The organism is Moraxella canis, from assembly GCF_002014965.1.
Taxonomy (GTDB): domain Bacteria; phylum Pseudomonadota; class Gammaproteobacteria; order Pseudomonadales; family Moraxellaceae; genus Moraxella; species Moraxella canis.
The window spans coordinates 184,507-201,768 of record NZ_MUXT01000009.1 but is presented as its reverse complement, the minus strand read 5'-3'; the positions used below and the strand labels follow the sequence as shown (position 1 = coordinate 201,768).

Here is a 17,262-nt window from a genome sequence, read left to right as displayed (position 1 = left end):
GTTTGGATTTTAAATAGTGTTGAACACTGTCGTCCAGTTGCTCAATGAGTTGCGTATTATACGCTGAAATTTTATTAAGTCAAGCACTTTTTTCAAAAATTTAAAATTAATTGCTTTTAAAGAGTTGAAGCTTCAGTCAACTGTTTGCTAAGTTGTTGATTTAGCAGTGTTTTTTACTGTGCTGTGCTGCTTAAGTGGTGCGTATTATAGGCAGGATTTGACAGCTTGTAAAGCGGTTTTTTGGGAAAATGATGAGAAAGTTGGTAAGGGGTTGATTTTATGGGGTTTTTATTTATTATATCCCAACTGCCATTTATAAAATATCAGCCAAATAAGTCCAAACCTAGACTATTTGGCTGAACATAAGCGTCATTAACTAAGCCGTTTTTAATGGCTATCATTTTTTATTGCGCCTATTAAGACATCAATATCTGCTTTTGTAGTATCAAAACTGCACATCAGTCGCACCGAGTCGTCATGCCAATCATAAAAATTACTTTGGGTTCTGGCTTTGGCGATATGATCTTGTTTCATTTTGATAAATACGCCGTTAGATTCTACAGGATAAACCAAGGAGGCACCATCAAGCTTTAGTAGCTCATCTGACAAATACTTTGCCATCTGGTTGCTGTGATTGGCAAGGGATCTGTAGAGATCATCTTGAAACAAAGCAATCAGCTGCGCTGAGATAAAGCGCATCTTTGAGGCGGTTTGCATGCTCATTTTGCGCAAAAATTTCATCTCATTTGACATCACGCCTTTGACATCAATAAGGCATTCACCAAACATCAAGCCATTTTTGGTGCCGCCAAATGCCACCATATCCACGCCAGTTTTAGTGATCATCTCATAAAAGCTGACATCCAAATAACTGGCGGCATTTGCCAAGCGCGCGCCATCCACAAACAGCTTCATGCCACGCGCATGCACAAACTCTGCAAGCGCCGCCAACTCATCGACAGTATAACAAGTGCCGCACTCAGTCACTTGGCTGATATACAGCACCAAAGGCTGAGCACGATGTTCATTACCAAAACCTTGAGCGTAAGGCGCGATCATCTCAGGCGTCAATTTGCCATCATCGCTTCGTACTGTCCAAAGTTTGTAGCCGCCCACAGCTTGCGGTGCATTGCTCTCATCTTGGTTGATGTGCGCAGTCTCTGCACAAATAACCGACCCATAGCGCGGCATGAGACTTTGCAGCCCCAAAACATTGGCACCAGTCCCATTAAACACAGGATATCCTACCGCCTGCTCACCAAATTCACGGCGGATCAAATCATCAAGGCGCGCCGTGATACTATCTGCCCCATAAGCCATCTCGTGCCCTTGGTTGGCATCGATCAGCGCCTGCATGATGGTTGGGTGTACGCCAGCATAATTATCAGAAGCAAAATGTTTCATGTGACTCCTTATGATTTTTAAAAATTGATATTATATCATCATTTAGTTATCGCCACTGTCTGAAAACTTTGTTATAATCAAATGTTTTATGGCTTTTAAGTTTTTAACACAATTTTCAGTATTAAGGCACTATTATGGTTGCAATCACATTACCAGATGGTAGCGTTCGCCAATTTGAGGGCGAAACAACAGTCATGCAAATCGCTCAAGACATCGGTCCTGGACTTGCCAAAGCGACCATCGCAGGTCGCGTTAATGGTCAATTGGTCGATGCCAGCGATCCCATCACTACCGATGCAGCCGTCCAAATCATCACCGCCAAAGATCCTGAAGGTGTTGAGATCATTCGCCACTCATGCGCACACCTTTTGGGTCATGCTGTCAAACAGCTGTATCCTGAGGTTAAGATGGTCATCGGACCTGTCATTGAAGATGGCTTTTATTATGACATATATAGCCCACGCCCATTCACGCCTGAGGATATGCAAGCCATCGAAGCACGCATGAAAAAACTCATCGACCAAGACTATGATGTCATCAAAAAAATGACGCCGCGAGATGAGGTCATCAAGGTGTTTGAGTCACGCGGTGAGGACTATAAACTGCGCTTGATTGAGGATATGCCTGACGAAAAAGCAATGGGGCTTTATTATCATCAAGAATACATCGATATGTGCCGTGGTCCGCATGTGCCTAATACGCGTTTTTTAAAGGCGTTTCAGCTGACTAAGATGAGCGGCGCTTATTGGCGCGGTGATGCTAAAAATGAACAACTTCAGCGCATCTACGGTACCGCTTGGGCAGACAAAAAAGATCTGAAAGCCTACATCGCGCGCATCGAAGAAGCCGAAAAACGCGATCACCGCAAAATCGGTAAGGCGCTTAATTTATTTCATATGCAAGAACAAGCGCCTGGCATGGTGTTTTGGCATCCAAATGGGTGGACAATTTGGCAAGTACTTGAACAATATATGCGCAAAGTTCAACAAGACAATGGCTATCTAGAAATCAAAACGCCACAAATTGTTGATAGAAGCTTGTGGGAAAAATCAGGGCATTGGGAAAATTACGCCGAAAATATGTTCACAACCAGCTCTGAAAGCCGCGATTACGCCATTAAGCCGATGAACTGCCCGTGTCATGTGCAAGTATTTAATCAAGGTCTGAAATCTTATCGTGATCTGCCTATTCGCTTGGCAGAATTTGGTTCTTGTCATCGTAATGAGCCATCAGGCTCGCTACATGGCATCATGCGCGTGCGCCAACTCACTCAAGATGATGCTCATATTTTTTGTACCAACGAACAAATCAAACAAGAAGCACAAGATTTTATCGCGCTGACTTTAAAAGTGTATCAAGACTTTGGTTTTGATCATATTTTGATGAAATTATCAACACGCCCTGAAAAGCGTGTGGGTGATGATGCTTTGTGGGATTTGGCAGAAAAAGATTTGGCAGATGCTTTGGATAATGCTGGATTATCTTGGGAGCTACAAGAAGGCGAAGGCGCATTTTACGGTCCTAAAATTGAATTCACCCTAAAAGATAGCCTAGGTCGTCAGTGGCAATGCGGCACATTGCAGCTAGACTTTAACTTGCCGGAGCGATTGGGCGCTGAATTTATCAATGAGCAAGGCGACCGCGAGCGCCCTGTGATGCTTCATCGTGCGATTTTGGGCAGTTTTGAGCGCTTTATTGGCATCTTGATCGAAAACTATGCTGGCTTTTTCCCGCCTTGGCTTGCGCCTACCCAAGCGGTTGTCATGAATATCACCGACAAACAAGCTGACGCCTGTCAAGCGGTAGTCTCCAAGCTTAAAGACGCTGGTCTGCGTGCCATCAGCGATCTGCGTAACGAGAAAATTGGCTTTAAAATTCGTGAGCGCACCCTTGAACGTATTCCGTTTATGCTAGTAATGGGTGATAAAGAAGTCGAAAACGGCACTGTCAATGTCCGCACTCGCGAAGGTAATAATCTTGGCTCTATGCCCGTTGATGAGTTCATCACTTTAATCAACGATGCCATCGCACAAAAAGGTCGCTATGTGGCAAAATCTGAAAATCTTAACTAAGGCTAAGGGGCGGTAATCCAAATTACTGCCCCTTTGATACATGGTTTATATAGATTTGATTATCTTTTATGACCGATCAAATCTATAATAAGGCTTGTAATTATTCATTCAAACCATTACAATAAATTTTCAATTTTCTTAGGAGTAAGACCATTAAACCGTCAAACCGTTTAAATATTAATGAAGAAATCCGCGCAAAAGAAGTTCGCTTGGTTAAAGAAGACGGCGAGCAAATGGGCGTGGTAGATATCCAAACAGCCCTAAAAGCTGCTGCCGATGAAAATTTGGATCTGGTAGAAATTGTCGCCGATGCCAAGCCCCCTGTCTGTAAAATTATGGACTATAAGCGCTATTTGTACGAACAAAAACAAAAAGCCAAAGAAGCCAAAAAGAACCAAAAACAAACTCAAGTTCGTGAAATCAAGCTGCGCCCTGGTACTGAAGAAGCAGATTATCAGGTCAAATTGCGTAAGATTGTTGAGTTTTTGGAAGACAAAGACAAGGTAAAAGTCAGTATTCGCTTCCGTGGTCGCGAAATGGCACATCAAGAAATTGGAAAAGCGCAACTTGAGCGCATTATTACTGACACCGCCGAGATTGCTAGCGTTGAACAAGCTCCCAAAGTCGAGGGTCGACAAATGGGTATGCTGCTTGGTCCTGCCAAGAAAAAGTAAGCTTAGTATCACATAGAAAACTGATGCTCAAACGATCGGGATGCTGGTGCATTCCGATCGTTATTATCTGTAATCAGCCATGCCCGCTTTGGTCTTTTGCATTATTGAGCACCAGACGCATGATAAGGGCATCACAGATCGTCTCACCACTGGTATAATAGTTTTTGCGCACCCCAAATCGCTCAAATCCTACTTGATGATATAGCTGAATGGCAGCGGTGTTATCAGCGCGCACTTCTAATAATAGCTGCTGACAATGAGCCTGTCTGACTTGATAAATCAGCTGATCAAGCAGCTGCCTGGCGATGCCCTGCCGACGAAAATTGGGGTGCGTGCCAATGCGATGCAGCTCACTGTCTTCAAAGATGATTTGATAGATACAATATCCCTTAATGACCGCCGAGCTAAGATCTGTATTAGACTCACCTTCTATGTTTATCAATAACTCTGCGCCAAATTGGCTCAGCACTTCTTGAATCGCAGTCGCACGCCATGGATCATCTGGCATAACAGATCGCTCAAGCTCTGCGATTTTTTGACAAATAAGCTCAAAATCCTTGTCGCAGATTGCTGATTTTTTTATAACCATAAGACTCACGCCCATTCTCCAATTCACAGACAGCGCACATAAATTCAGGCTTTATGATACAATAAACCAACTTTATACAAAAGCAAATCAGGTAAGTAACTATGACCAGCAAAACAAAAAAAACCAAATGGAATGACCCCAATGCTGAAATCGAAGCATCAAAGTATCAAAACCCCATCCCCTCTCGCCTGCTGATCTTGCAGACGGTGGCGGATATCACCAATCAAGGCAATCCTGCCACCCAAGAGTCGCTTGCCATGCACTTTGGATTTTTGGATGACGAAGATCGATTTTTTGCACTCACCAATCGCCTAAAAGCCATGCTGCGCGATGGGCAGCTTGAACGCTCTGATGGCATTCATTTTAGCGTCGCGCCGCTACCAACCCTATTAACAGGTAAAGTGTCTTGTAATCCAAAAGGTTTTGGCTTCGTGGTGCTTGATGATATGCCTGATTTGTTCTTACATGAAAAGCAGATGCGCCTTGTGTTTGATGGCGATACTGTCGAAGCGGTCGCAACGGAATACCGCGGAAAGGCTGAGGCGCGCATTACTCAAGTGCTTGAGCGTAGTCAGCTTGAGTTTATCGGTAAATTAAGCTCGGATGATGAAGGGTATTTTGTGCAATTAGCAGGTGCTAACGCGCATCAGCCCATCACCGTCACCACCGAGAATGTCGAGGAGATGAATGCAGGCGTTGGCGATGATGTTAAAGTATCTTTGATTGATCTGCCTACCTATCAGGAGTTTGCCACAGGTAAAATTACCGAACTTTTGACCAGTCTGAATGACCGTGAACTGATCATTGAGACGACGCTGTATAATTATGCCATTCCGCATGAGTTTAGCCCTGCCGCCTTAAAGCAAGCCGCAAGTTTTGATGAACCCACCCAAAAAGACTTTGATCATCGTGTGGATCTGCGCCATCTGCCATTGGTAACCATTGATGGTGAAGACTCTCGCGATTTTGATGACGCCGTCTATGCTGAAAAACGCGCCGGCGGTAACTATCGTGTCATCGTCGCCATTGCTGATGTCAGCCACTATGTCACTCCTGGGTCGCCACTGGATCAAGATGCCTATGAGCGCGGTACTTCGGTTTATTTTCCGCACCGCGTGATTCCGATGCTGCCCGAAGCGCTATCAAATGGGCTTTGTTCACTCAATCCAAAAGTGGATCGCTTATGCATGGTGGCGGATATTAAGCTGTCACGCGCAGGCAAGGTGACCGGCTATGAATTCTATCCTGCCGTCATGCATTCACAAGCTCGATTGACTTATAATCAAGTCAATGCCTATTTTAACGACCCAACCAACGAAACCCTGCCAGATGAGCTGGTGCGTAATGGCGCGGTGCTCAAATCCATCGACACACTGCATCAGCTTTATGGCGTGCTTGATGCGCGCCGTGAAGATCGTGGGGCGATGGCATTTGAGACGGCGGAGACTTATATTAAATTTGGCAAAGATGGCGACATCGTCGACATCGTAGCACGCACTCGAGGTGATGCACATAAGCTCATCGAGGAGATGATGCTGCTTGCCAATACTTGCGCCGCTAATCTGGCACTCAAGCATGAATTACCCGTTTTGTATCGCAATCATGACAAGCCTAATGATGAAAAATCTGCGCGCCTGCATGAATATGTCAAAAGCTTTGGGCTAAGCTTCCCTAGCGAATCGCCGACGCATGAAGACTATCAGCGCATCATCAAAGCAACCGCCGATCGTCCTGATGCCATCAGTATCCACAGTATGCTACTGCGCTCGATGATGCAAGCTAATTATAGTCCCGATAATATTGGGCATTTTGGCTTGGCATATGATGAATACAGTCATTTCACCAGTCCAATCCGCCGTTATCCAGACTTGATGCTGCACCGCGCCATCAAAGACAAAGTCACAAATCAAAAACCTGAAGCGACGATTTATAAAACCTTAGACGACGCTGGCGAACAAACCAGCATGACCGAACGCCGCGCCGAAGAAGCATCTCGCGATGTCGAAACTTGGTTAAAATGCCACTACATGCAGCGCCACATCGGTGATGAATTTGGTGCAACGGTGACGACGGTGACTAATTTTGGCTTATTTGTCACGCTAAATGACTTGTTTATCGAAGGTTTGATCCACATCTCGCAGCTGGGCGATGAGTACTTTGATTATGATGAGCGCGAACAAAAGCTCGTCGGTGAGCGCGGCTCAAGATTTGGGCTGGGTGATGGGCTGATCATTCAGGTTGCAGGCGTTAATATGGATTTGCTACAAATTGATTTTCGCTTGGTTGAGCACCTAAATCGTATTGATAAAAATGGCGACAGTCAAACGATGCCCCCTAAGCCTGACAATGACAAATCAGACAAAAATAGCAAGCCAAAAAAGGCTCGTCGTAAATCAAAGTAACTTTATAAGACTCATTCAAAGCTTGTCTGCTGAGCATTTGCCTAAATATGCAAGCCAAATTTAACAAATTTTGGTTTTGCGTTTGGGCAGGCTTGACAGCTTAATCAAACGCCAAGGACATCGCCAAATGACTAAACAACCATTAGCCAAGCCTCGCTATAATTTTTTGGAAGGTGTGACAGACTGGCTGAGCGCCTATATGATCAGCGGAACGATAGCTGCCTTTGTAGGCGGTGGTCTGTGGGTATTGATTGGTGTTGCCATTTTGATCATCATTTTGCTTGCTTTTATGATGTATCGCCCAAAGGCGAAATTTCGGATTTATGTGATGGCGTTGGCGGTGTATGTGGCAGCGCTGATTAGCCTGATCATACGCACAGGCAATCAGCCACTCAATGCCTTATGGGTGATGCTTTTGGTGTTGGGATTTACTCAAGCTGTGCTCACTGTGCGCTATTATCACCATCATCTTAAAGCCAACTGATGGCTTATGCGCCAGATACCAATCCCAAAGCTAGGCAGCAGACCTAAACTTTGGGGTATTTTATATGATGCTTTGAATTTTTATGATATTATTTTTATAAGTCAATGATTTAAAGTAAATACAATCACTTTTTATTTACGGCTGATCCGACATATCATATTTTTCGATACTGATTGTGCCAAGATTGGCAACGCCAACTGCTGATGAAAGACATTTAATATCTTCAGGGGTTTTATCATTCATAAAGCGATCTACCGAAATATCTTCATAGCGAAAATTAGATCCATTAGTATAAATCACATCACCCATCTTAAAGGTAAACTGCTTGGGTGGGCTGTCTTTATTGGTTATGGTCAGTGTTTTGTCCTGCTCATTCCACTGAATGGCATCTTTTGGAAATTCAGGGAATGTGGCAGCCAGTTTGCCATATTGGTTCAGCAGATATAGACAGCCATCTTGCCAATAAAACTCTCCAGATATTGACGGTATGCTCTGACCTTGAGTAATCGGATCCACCCAATAATACATGATGTGTGTTTTGACTGGCTTGGCTGTCGGTGCGATAGGCTGGTTGACTTGTTGCGGTGCTTGAACGGCTGGCTGCGTAGTTGTGCAGCCGATGGTCAATAGCGCTAGAGTGAATGGTAAGAGTTGTTTCATCGGTTAATTCCTTTTATCTAATCATTCCATATGACATTTGTAGCATACACCATTAAAACTTTTAGGACAAGTCTTGTCGCACCACCTTATAAACAGCCATTATCCCAAGTCCAAAAAATGCCCTGACATCATATTCAGGGCATTTTAGGTCATTACTTATGTATCCAAGAGCGTCTGTGCCGCCGCCAAATCTAGCGTCCCTTCATAAATTGCACGACCTGTGATCGCACCCAGCAAATACTCACCATAGGGCTTGAGCGCCGCGATATCATCAAGATTAGTCACGCCGCCGGAGGCAATGACCGGCAGACCGCTAAAGCTGGCGAGCTCCACCGTCTGCTCGATATTCACACCTTGCATCATGCCATCTTTAGCGATATCGGTATAAACGATACTTGACACGCCAGCGTCAGCGAAACGCTTGGCAAGCTCGGTCGCCTTAACATCAGTGACATTGGCCCAGCCATGCGTTGCCACCATGCCATCTTTGGCATCTATGCCTACGATGATATGCCCTGCAAATTCGCGGCACGCTTCTTCCACAAATTCAGGTGCTTCGACCGCTTTGGTGCCGATGATGATATAGGTTAGCCCTGCTGCCAAATAATGCTCAATGGTGCTCAAGCTACGCACGCCGCCGCCCAGCTGAATGGGCAACTGCGGATGTGCTTTGGCAATGGCGGTCACCACCTCTTTATGCACAGGCACACCATCAAATGCACCATTTAAATCCACCAAATGCAGACGGCGTGCGCCTTGAGCGACCCATTGGCTTGCCATCGCGACAGGATCATCGCCAAACACGGTATCATCTTCCATGCGACCTTGCTTTAGGCGAACGCATTTACCATCTTTTAGATCAATGGCGGGTATAATAAGCATAGACATCTTAATTTTCCTTAAAATTGCGTCGAATTAAGCAGGATATTTTAGCAGTTATTGACTCATTTTTCATGGATAATTTTGCCAGTTATCGCCCAAAATAAGATGAAATTCATCAAAAACAGCTGGCGATATTTTGGCAGTTAGTCTACAGATTCAATCTAAATACCACTTCATTCGTTGAGTCAATGTTTCCTCTTTTTTACTGCCGTGCATTGATTTTTCAAATATTTTCATGAATTTTTATCATAGAAATTATCTTTAAGTCTGTAAATTTTGAGTGTTTTAGCGTATAATTGTTAGGTTAATGGTGTGAACAATCGTTTTTTTGGCAAGAATTGAGCAATAAATGAGTTGCCAATTTTTTTCAAAGTTCATCAAAGTTTCATACTGACTCCTTTAGACAAAATCAGCCTGCCACTCATCGGTCGCACGGCTTTGGATGTTTTTAGGAAACTTGGTGTCCAGCCAATCACTCACCACTTGGTGAAGGCTGGTATGTTTTGGTCTTAATTTAAGTATCCGCTTATGATTACCATCAAAAAAGGCTTGGATCTGCCAATCACTGGCGAACCCTCCAAGCAGATTAGCGAGCACACGCCCACTAAGGTGGCGTTAGTCGGCTACGATTATGTCGGCATGCGCCCTACCATGCATGTCAAAGAAGGTGATAAGGTCACCAAAGGACAGGTGCTTTACGAAGACAAAAAACGAGCAGGCGTTCTTTATACAGCACCAGTTAGCGGTACTGTAGTTGCCGTCAATCGTGGCGAGCGACGAGTATTTGAAAGCTTGGTCATCGTCGTCGATCCACACTCAAGCGAAGAAATCACGTTTAATGCTTATCGCTCTGAAGATTTGTCAGCACTGGATCGTGAGACAGCTGTTGAGCAGCTGGTCGCTTCAGGCGAATGGACTGCTCTACGCACCCGTCCCTTTAGCCGCACGCCAGAAATTGACAGCACGCCTTCTGCCATTTTTGTGACTGCAACAGACACCAACCCTTTGGCTGTCGATCCTGCCACAGTATTATTTGAAGAAATACAAGCATTTAATGACGGCTTGGCAGTTTTGTCAACATTATCCCCAAAAACCTATGTCTGTCATGGCGATATCGCACCTGAAGCCTTAAGCAAATCTGCTGAAGGTAACGATACCATCTATGAAGGTTTTACAGGTGTGCATCCAGCAGGTAACGCGGGCACGCACATTCACTTTTTACACCCTTTGGCGCGTGGCAACTCGGTTTGGACGATCAATTATCAAGATGTCATCGCCATTGGTAAGCTATTTACCACAGGTCGCATCCATACTGAGCGCCTCATCAGCCTGGCAGGTCCAGCAGTGACCAATCCTCGCTTAGTGCGCACCACGCGCGGTGCCGATTTGACCGAATTGACTCAAGGTGAGCTAAAAGGGGATGACAATCGTGTCATTTCAGGCTCTGTTCTATCGGGTCGCACAGCCGCTGGCGCTACTGCATTTTTGGGTCGGTTTCATAACCAAGTCTCTGTACTTGCTGAAGGTCGTGAGCGTCCTGCACTTCACTTTTTTACGCCAGGCGCAAATCGTTTTTCAAAATTGCCAATTTATATCTCGCAATTTTTTAAAGGCAAAAAATACGACTTTACGACCAGTACTAACGGCTCACCACGTGCCATGGTGCCAATCGGCTTATTTGAAACTGTCATGCCCCAAGATTATCTACCCACTCAGCTACTGCGCGCTTTGATTGTCGAAGACATCATCAGTGCTGTTGAATTGGGTGCACTTGAGCTTGACGAAGAAGATTTGGCACTGTGCACTTTCGTATCGCCAGGCAAATATGAGTTCGGTGATATTTTGCGTGACAACTTGACCCGTATTGAGCAGGAAGGCTAACCATGAAGTTCATTCACAATATCTTTGACCGTATGGAGCCATCCTTTACCAAAGGTGGCAAGTACGAGAAATATTACGCTGTGTTTGAGATGTTCGACACTTTCTTTCGTCAGCCATCATCTCAGACTTATAGCGCCTCACATGTGCGTGACGGCATCGACCTAAAGCGCATCATGATTACCGTTTGGCTTTGTACATTTCCAGCGATGTTTTGGGGGATGTACAATGTCGGCTTTCAAGCATTAAGCGCCATTCAAGCCATGGGTATCACACCCGAAGGCTGGCGTACCATCATCACAGACATGGCAGGCTATGACCCAAATAGCGTTTGGGCAAGTTTTGTTTATGGTGCGATGCAGTTTTTACCCATTTATGCCGTAACATTTGCGGTCGGTATTCTTTGGGAGATTATTTTTGCGGTCGTGCGTGGTCATGAAGTTAATGAAGGCTTCTTTGTAACTTCGGTATTATTTGCGCTGTCGCTTCCCCCAGATATTCCATTATGGCAAGTCGCTTTGGGCATCAGTTTTGGCGTGGTTGTTGCCAAAGAAATTTTTGGCGGTACAGGCAAAAACTTCCTAAACCCTGCCTTGGCTGGTCGTGCATTTTTATACTTTGCCTACCCAGCTTATATGTCAGGCGATGCCATTTGGACGGCTGTGGATGGGTTTTCGGGCGCAACGCCATTAGGTTTGGCTGCCATGGGCGTAACGCCTGATCAATTTGTCGATGCCTATGGTCAAACCATCACTTGGATGGACGCGTTTTTGGGCAATATGCAAGGCTCAATCGGTGAAGTATCAACACTTGCCATCTTGATTAGTATGATTGGACTTCTTTGGACTCGCATCGCTTCTTGGCGCGTGATTGCAGGCTCGATCATTGGCTTGGTTGTGACTGCTTTTATCTTTAATTTGGTCGGTGGTCAAAACCCAATGATGAGCTTACCTGCTCATTGGCATTTGGTCATTGGTGGCTTTATGTTCGGTGCCGTATTTATGGCAACCGATCCTGTATCAGCTGCTCATACCAATACTGGTCGCTGGGCTTATGGTTTGTTGATTGGCTTTATGACCGTGGTTATCCGCGTGGTCAACCCTGCATTCCCAGAAGGCATCATGTTAGCCATCTTATTCGCCAACTTGTTTGCCCCATTGTTTGACTATTTTGTCACTCAAGCCAATATCAAACGTCAAACTGCACGGAGATTAAGCCATGTCAGCCAAGAATAGTAATGTTAGCACCGCAGTCACAGCACTGATTTTGTGCTTGGTCTGCTCGGTGATGGTTTCTACGGTTGCTGTTGGGTTAAAATCAAAGCAACAAGAAAATGCCCGTCTTGATTTGAATAAAAATATCTTGATGGCAGCAGATATGTATGACCCTGAAACAGATTCTTCCAGTGTCATTCCAGAGCGTTTTGCCGACTTTGAGGTCCGCTTGGTGAACTTACAAACTGGTAAATTTGCCACTGATCAAGAAATTTCAGCCGCCGGCATCAATGATGTGGATGGCTATGATGTATCAAAAGCAGCACGCACCCCTTATTTATCCACCTCATTAGCAGATGACATCGCCAAAATTGGCGGTAAGCCTAACTTTGCAAAAGTATATTTGGCAAAAGATGCCAATGGTGAGATCGATCAAATCGTTCTACCCATTCACGGCGCTGGCTTATGGGGTCCGATTTTTGGTCTTTTGACCTTAGATAAAGATTTAAACACTGTCAAAGGCGTGAATTTTTATCAACACAAAGAAACCCCAGGTCTAGGCTCGCGCATCGAAGAGCCTCAGTGGCAAGAGACTTGGGTGGATAAAGAGCTGTATAACGAAGATGGTTCTAGAAAAATCGCCGTTGTCAAAGCAGGTACAGCGCGTGAAGGTCAAGTTGATGGCATCAGTGGCGCAACTTTGACCATCCGCGGTGTGAACAATCTACTACAGTACTGGATTGGTGAAGATGGTTATAAGCCATTTTTGGATAATCTCAAAGCTGGTCAAGCAGGCAATGGCGAAGGAGTGTAATCATGGCTGATACCAAAAGCATTTTAACGACGCCGATTTTTGACAATAACCCAATTGCTCTACAGATTTTGGGTATTTGTTCGGCACTTGCGGTCACCACAAGCGTTGCAAACGCTTTGGTTATGTGTATCGCACTAACCTTAGTTACGGCATTTTCAAGCTTTTTTATCTCGATCATCCGTAACAAAATTCCCTCATCCATTCGTATTATTGTACAGATGGTTATTATCGCTTCATTGGTCATCGTGGTTGATCAGATTTTGCAAGCTTTTGCTTATGAAATCAGCCGTTCGTTATCGGTATTCGTCGGTCTGATCATCACTAACTGTATTGTTATGGGCCGAGCTGAAGCATTCGCCATGAGTAATCCGCCTGTGCCTAGCTTTTTAGATGGTATTGGTAACGGTTTGGGCTACTCAGCAGTATTGATTTTTGTTGCGACGATCCGTGAAATCATCGGTAATGGCAGCTGGTTTGGTATTACTTTACTTGAAAAAGTGACTGAGGGTGGCTGGTATATCCCTAACGGTCTTTTGTTATTACCACCTTCTTCATTCTTTGTTATTGCAGGCTTTATTGCATTGGTTCGCCTTTGGAAAAAAGATCAGCACGAGCCAGCAGAATTTGTGATGAAGCCACAGTCTAAAGGCATGGGAGGTCACTAATGGAACATTATATCAGCCTATTTATTACATCTGTCTTTATTGAGAATATGGCGCTTGCCTTCTTCTTGGGCATGTGTACGTTTCTTGCGGTCTCTAAAAAGGTCTCAACCGCCATTGGTCTTGGGATTGCGGTCATTGCCGTGATGGCAATTTGTGTACCATTAAATAATTTATTGTACCAATTCTTATTAAAAGACGGCGCATTGGCTTGGGCAGGCTATCCAAATGTAGACCTAAGCTTCTTAGGCTTATTAAGCTACATCGCTTTGATTGCAGCGACAGTACAGATTTTGGAGATGTTCTTAGATAAATTTGTACCTGCTCTATATAACGCTTTGGGTGTTTTCTTGCCACTGATTACCGTAAACTGTGCCATCATGGGTGGCGTATTGTTCATGGTTGAGCGTGACTACAACTTTGGTGAATCCATCGTTTATGGTATCGGCTCAGGCTTTGGCTGGGCATTGGCGATTGCCGCTTTGGCAGGCATCCGTGAGAAGCTCAAATACTCAGATGTACCCGCACCACTTCGCGGTCTTGGCATTACCTTTGTTACCGTTGGCTTGATGTCATTAGGCTTCATGTCATTTGGTGGTATGTCGCTATAAACAGATAGGAGAAAGTATCATGGAATTTGGTACCGCAATAGGCGGTGTTATCATGTTTACCATTGTTATCATGAGCTTGGTTGCTATCATTTTAGCGGCTCGCTCAAAACTGGTAAGCACAGGTAACGTCACAATTAATATTAATGATAATCCCGATAACAGCATCAGCACCGCAGCAGGTGGTAAGCTGCTACAAACTTTGGCGAACGAAGGTATTTTTCTGTCGTCAGCATGTGGTGGCGGTGGTACTTGCGGTCAGTGCCGCTGTAAAGTCTTAGATGGTGGCGGTTCAATTTTGCCTACCGAAGAAGGTCACTTTACCCAAGGTGAAATCCGCGAAGGGATGCGTCTGGCGTGTCAGGTTGCTGTCAAGCAAGACATGAAGATCGAAGTCGATCCAGAATTTTTTGATGTCAAAAAGTGGGAATGTGAAGTTATTTCAAATGATAACGTTGCAACTTTCATCAAAGAGCTGACCTTGAAGATTCCTGAAGGTGAAGTCGTGCCTTTCCGCGCAGGGGGTTATGTGCAGTTAGAAGCGCCGCCACACACGGTGCATTATAAAGATTTTGACATCGCTCCAGAATATCATGAAGATTGGGATGCCTTTAACTTATGGCGTTACACATCCAAAGTAGATGAGCCTGTAATTCGTGCTTATTCGATGGCAAACTACCCTGAAGAAAAAGGCATCATTAAATTTAACATCCGTATCGCTTCACCACCGCCACGTGGTCCTGAAGGCATTCCGCCAGGCAAGATGTCTTCTTATGTGTTCAGCCTAAAGCCAGGTGATAAGATTACCGTTTCAGGTCCTTATGGTGAATTCTTCGCCAAAGATACCGACGCTGAAATGGTCTTTATCGGTGGTGGTGCTGGTATGGCACCAATGCGCTCACACATTTTCGATCAGCTAAAACGTCTGAAATCTACTCGTAAGATCTCGTTTTGGTATGGTGCTCGCTCGAAGCGTGAGATGTTCTATGTCGAAGATTATGATGGCTTGGCAGAAGAATTTGACAACTTTGAATGGCATGTTGCACTCTCAGATCCCCAACCTGAAGACAACTGGGAAGGCTACACAGGCTTTATTCACAACGTCTTGTATGAAGAGTATCTTAAGGATCATCCTGCGCCAGAAGACTGCGAGTTCTATATGTGTGGACCTCCGGTCATGAACGCAGCCGTTATCAATATGCTCAAATCATTGGGCGTTGAAGATGAAAACATCTTACTTGATGACTTCGGTGGCTAAACCTAAAAATCCGTCAATCAGTTGACGGATTTTTTATATTGAATACTATAAAAAACCGCCCAGAATATGAGCGGTTTTTTATGGCTATGACTTAATTATAGTAAGCTTGGCAAATGTCTTGCTGGATCACTCTCGCGAGCTTTTTCAGCGTCTTCAACAGTCAAGCCAAGTGCTTTAGCGACACCAGCAGCATACTCTGGATGGCACTTATTACAGTTGCGAATGTGGCGATACTTGATAAAATCAGGCGCATCGTCCATATTGCGAGCAGTATTACCAAATAAAGCTTGCTTTTGCTCGTCATTCATCAGGTTAAATAGCGCACGAGGCTGGCTGAAATAATCTTCATCATCTTGACGGAAATCCCAAATCTTGGCATCACCGCTGATTTTTAGTGGTGGTTCAGCCAAATGTGGCTGATCTTGCCATTGACCAAAGCTATTTGGCTCATAATGCGGACGCCCACCATAGTTATCGCCCACACGCCCCAAACCATCGCGGTGGTTGCTATAGACAGGGCAGCGAGGCGCATTGACTGGAATTTGGTTACGGTTCACACCCAAGCGATAGCGCTGCGCATCCGCATAATTGACCAAACGCGCCTGCAACATGCGGTCAGGCGACACGCTGATGCCAGGTACCAAATTACTTGGTGCAAATGCCGATTGCTCAACATCCAAAAAGAAGTTTTCAGGGTTTTTATTGAGCTCAAATTCACCCACTTCGATCAGTGGATAATCCCCTTTTGGCCAAACTTTGGTCAAATCAAAAGGATGATAAGGCACAGTTTCTGCTTCAGTCTCAGGCATGATTTGTACGTACATCTTCCATTTTGGGAAATTACCTTCTTCGATGGCATTGAACAAATCACGTTGGTTGCTTTCACGATCTTTAGCAATAACTGCTTCAGCTTCAGCATCGGTTAAGTTCTCGATACCCTGTTGGGTACGGAAATGCATTTTCACCCAAAAACGCTCATTTTCAGCATTAATGAAGCTGTAAGTGTGCGAACTAAAGCCATGCATGTGACGGTAAGACTTAGGAATACCGCGATCACTCATGACGATGGTCACCTGATGGAATGCTTCAGGTAATAGTGTCCACCAATCCCAGTTATTGGTTGGGCTACGTAGGTTGGTTTTAGGATCACGCTTAACTGCTTTATTCAGATCAGGGAACTTCTTAGGATCGCGGATAAAAAACACTGGCGTGTTATTTCCGACCATATCCCAGTTACCCTCTTCGGTATAAAACTTAAGCGCAAAACCACGAATATCACGCTCAGCGTCAGCAGCACCGCGCTCACCTGCGACGGTAGTAAAACGGGCAAACATTTCTGTTTTTTTGCCAACTTCACTAAACATTTTGGCTTTGGTATATTGGGTGATATCGTTAGTCACTGTAAACGTACCAAAAGCGCCAGAACCTTTAGCATGCATACGGCGCTCAGGGATGACTTCACGCGCAAAATCACCCAATTTTTCGTTCAACCAAAGATCTTGCATCAATAATGGACCACGCGGTCCTGCGCTCATTGAGTCTTGGTTGCTTGGTACAGGAGCGCCATTACTCATGGTCAAATAAGTATGATCATAAGGGCATTTTTTTTCACTCATAGTTTTCCTTCCTTACAGGTGGCTTGATAAATTCAGCGACTCATA

The 17,262-nt window shown here is 44.8% G+C and carries 15 protein-coding genes; 10 read left to right on the top strand and 5 right to left on the bottom strand.

Annotated elements, in window-relative coordinates; translation table 11 throughout:
* Positions 1–387: 387 nt before the first annotated feature.
* The gene (locus tag B0180_RS09140; RefSeq protein ID WP_078256633.1) at positions 388–1,404 is read right to left on the bottom strand and encodes a threonine aldolase family protein; all 1,017 of its coding nucleotides are present in this window, start codon (positions 1,402–1,404) and stop codon (positions 388–390) included.
* 134 nt (positions 1,405–1,538) lie between these two features.
* Between B0180_RS09140 and thrS the strand changes: the two genes are divergently transcribed.
* On the top strand, positions 1,539–3,476 hold the full coding sequence (gene thrS, locus B0180_RS09135) for a threonine--tRNA ligase (protein ID WP_078256632.1): 1,938 nt from the start codon (positions 1,539–1,541) through the stop codon (positions 3,474–3,476).
* Positions 3,477–3,652: 176 nt separating this feature from the next.
* Positions 3,653–4,150 carry a translation initiation factor IF-3 gene (gene infC, locus B0180_RS09130; protein WP_205276590.1) on the top strand — a complete coding sequence of 166 codons (498 nt, stop codon included), beginning with the start codon at positions 3,653–3,655 and terminating at the stop codon, positions 4,148–4,150.
* 73 nt (positions 4,151–4,223) lie between these two features.
* On the opposite strand, the gene rimI is transcribed toward infC, so the two are convergent.
* On the bottom strand, positions 4,224–4,739 hold the full coding sequence (gene rimI, locus B0180_RS09125; protein WP_267888878.1) for a ribosomal protein S18-alanine N-acetyltransferase: 516 nt from the start codon (positions 4,737–4,739) through the stop codon (positions 4,224–4,226).
* A 101-nt stretch (positions 4,740–4,840) separates the two neighbouring features.
* Between rimI and rnr the strand changes: the two genes are divergently transcribed.
* Together rnr and B0180_RS09115 are read left to right on the top strand one after the other, a co-directional pair.
* Positions 4,841–7,141, top strand: a complete 2,301-nt coding sequence (gene rnr, locus B0180_RS09120) for a ribonuclease R (protein WP_078256630.1) — start codon at positions 4,841–4,843, stop codon at positions 7,139–7,141.
* Between the two features lie 127 nt (positions 7,142–7,268).
* Positions 7,269–7,625 (top strand): hypothetical protein, encoded by a 357-nt coding sequence (locus B0180_RS09115; RefSeq protein ID WP_078256629.1) that lies wholly within the window; start codon positions 7,269–7,271, stop codon positions 7,623–7,625.
* Positions 7,626–7,760: 135 nt separating this feature from the next.
* Here B0180_RS09115 and B0180_RS09110 read toward each other — a convergent pair whose 3' ends face one another.
* Together B0180_RS09110 and hisA are read right to left on the bottom strand one after the other, a co-directional pair.
* A complete protein-coding gene (locus tag B0180_RS09110; protein WP_078256628.1) occupies positions 7,761–8,285 on the bottom strand; it encodes a hypothetical protein in 525 nt (174 codons plus the stop codon).
* A gap of 156 nt (positions 8,286–8,441) precedes the next feature.
* Positions 8,442–9,167, bottom strand: coding sequence for a 1-(5-phosphoribosyl)-5-[(5-phosphoribosylamino)methylideneamino]imidazole-4-carboxamide isomerase (hisA, locus tag B0180_RS09105; RefSeq protein ID WP_078256642.1), 726 nt, complete (start codon positions 9,165–9,167; stop codon positions 8,442–8,444).
* Positions 9,168–9,695: 528 nt separating this feature from the next.
* Here hisA and B0180_RS09100 point away from each other — a divergent pair.
* The 6 genes from B0180_RS09100 to nqrF are packed head-to-tail and all read left to right on the top strand — an operon-like array spanning position 9,696 to position 15,601.
* The gene (locus tag B0180_RS09100) at positions 9,696–11,048 is read left to right on the top strand and encodes a Na(+)-translocating NADH-quinone reductase subunit A (protein ID WP_078256627.1); all 1,353 of its coding nucleotides are present in this window, start codon (positions 9,696–9,698) and stop codon (positions 11,046–11,048) included.
* A 2-nt stretch (positions 11,049–11,050) separates the two neighbouring features.
* A complete protein-coding gene (locus tag B0180_RS09095; RefSeq protein ID WP_078256626.1) occupies positions 11,051–12,280 on the top strand; it encodes an NADH:ubiquinone reductase (Na(+)-transporting) subunit B in 1,230 nt (409 codons plus the stop codon).
* Positions 12,264–13,073 carry a Na(+)-translocating NADH-quinone reductase subunit C gene (locus B0180_RS09090; protein WP_078256625.1) on the top strand — a complete coding sequence of 270 codons (810 nt, stop codon included), beginning with the start codon at positions 12,264–12,266 and terminating at the stop codon, positions 13,071–13,073. The genes B0180_RS09095 and B0180_RS09090 overlap by 17 nt, the downstream gene beginning before the upstream one ends.
* Positions 13,074–13,075: 2 nt before the next feature.
* Positions 13,076–13,738: an NADH:ubiquinone reductase (Na(+)-transporting) subunit D gene (locus B0180_RS09085; protein ID WP_036365960.1), complete on the top strand. Its 663-nt coding sequence runs from the start codon at positions 13,076–13,078 to the stop codon at positions 13,736–13,738.
* A complete protein-coding gene (gene nqrE, locus B0180_RS09080) occupies positions 13,738–14,346 on the top strand; it encodes an NADH:ubiquinone reductase (Na(+)-transporting) subunit E (RefSeq protein ID WP_049237102.1) in 609 nt (202 codons plus the stop codon). Before B0180_RS09085 ends, nqrE begins: the two co-directional genes overlap by 1 nt.
* Before the next feature lie 19 nt (positions 14,347–14,365).
* Positions 14,366–15,601 (top strand): NADH:ubiquinone reductase (Na(+)-transporting) subunit F, encoded by a 1,236-nt coding sequence (gene nqrF / locus B0180_RS09075; protein ID WP_078256624.1) that lies wholly within the window; start codon positions 14,366–14,368, stop codon positions 15,599–15,601.
* Between the two features lie 95 nt (positions 15,602–15,696).
* Here the strand turns inward: nqrF and B0180_RS09070 are convergent, their stop codons facing one another.
* The gene (locus tag B0180_RS09070; RefSeq protein ID WP_078256623.1) at positions 15,697–17,217 is read right to left on the bottom strand and encodes a catalase; all 1,521 of its coding nucleotides are present in this window, start codon (positions 17,215–17,217) and stop codon (positions 15,697–15,699) included.
* Positions 17,218–17,262: the final 45 nt, after the last annotated feature.

Coding starts and splice junctions, on each gene's coding strand:
- B0180_RS09100 (WP_078256627.1), top strand. CDS start 9,696: ATGATTACCATCAAAAAAGGCTTGGATCTGCCAATCACTGGCGAACCC.
- B0180_RS09115 (WP_078256629.1), top strand. CDS start 7,269: ATGACTAAACAACCATTAGCCAAGCCTCGCTATAATTTTTTGGAAGGT.
- hisA (WP_078256642.1), bottom strand. CDS start 9,167: ATGCTTATTATACCCGCCATTGATCTAAAAGATGGTAAATGCGTTCGC.
- rimI (WP_267888878.1), bottom strand. CDS start 4,739: ATGGTTATAAAAAAATCAGCAATCTGCGACAAGGATTTTGAGCTTATT.
- B0180_RS09095 (WP_078256626.1), top strand. CDS start 11,051: ATGAAGTTCATTCACAATATCTTTGACCGTATGGAGCCATCCTTTACC.
- B0180_RS09070 (WP_078256623.1), bottom strand. CDS start 17,217: ATGAGTGAAAAAAAATGCCCTTATGATCATACTTATTTGACCATGAGT.
- thrS (WP_078256632.1), top strand. CDS start 1,539: ATGGTTGCAATCACATTACCAGATGGTAGCGTTCGCCAATTTGAGGGC.
- B0180_RS09110 (WP_078256628.1), bottom strand. CDS start 8,285: ATGAAACAACTCTTACCATTCACTCTAGCGCTATTGACCATCGGCTGC.
- B0180_RS09085 (WP_036365960.1), top strand. CDS start 13,076: ATGGCTGATACCAAAAGCATTTTAACGACGCCGATTTTTGACAATAAC.
- nqrF (WP_078256624.1), top strand. CDS start 14,366: ATGGAATTTGGTACCGCAATAGGCGGTGTTATCATGTTTACCATTGTT.
- nqrE (WP_049237102.1), top strand. CDS start 13,738: ATGGAACATTATATCAGCCTATTTATTACATCTGTCTTTATTGAGAAT.
- rnr (WP_078256630.1), top strand. CDS start 4,841: ATGACCAGCAAAACAAAAAAAACCAAATGGAATGACCCCAATGCTGAA.
- B0180_RS09090 (WP_078256625.1), top strand. CDS start 12,264: ATGTCAGCCAAGAATAGTAATGTTAGCACCGCAGTCACAGCACTGATT.
- B0180_RS09140 (WP_078256633.1), bottom strand. CDS start 1,404: ATGAAACATTTTGCTTCTGATAATTATGCTGGCGTACACCCAACCATC.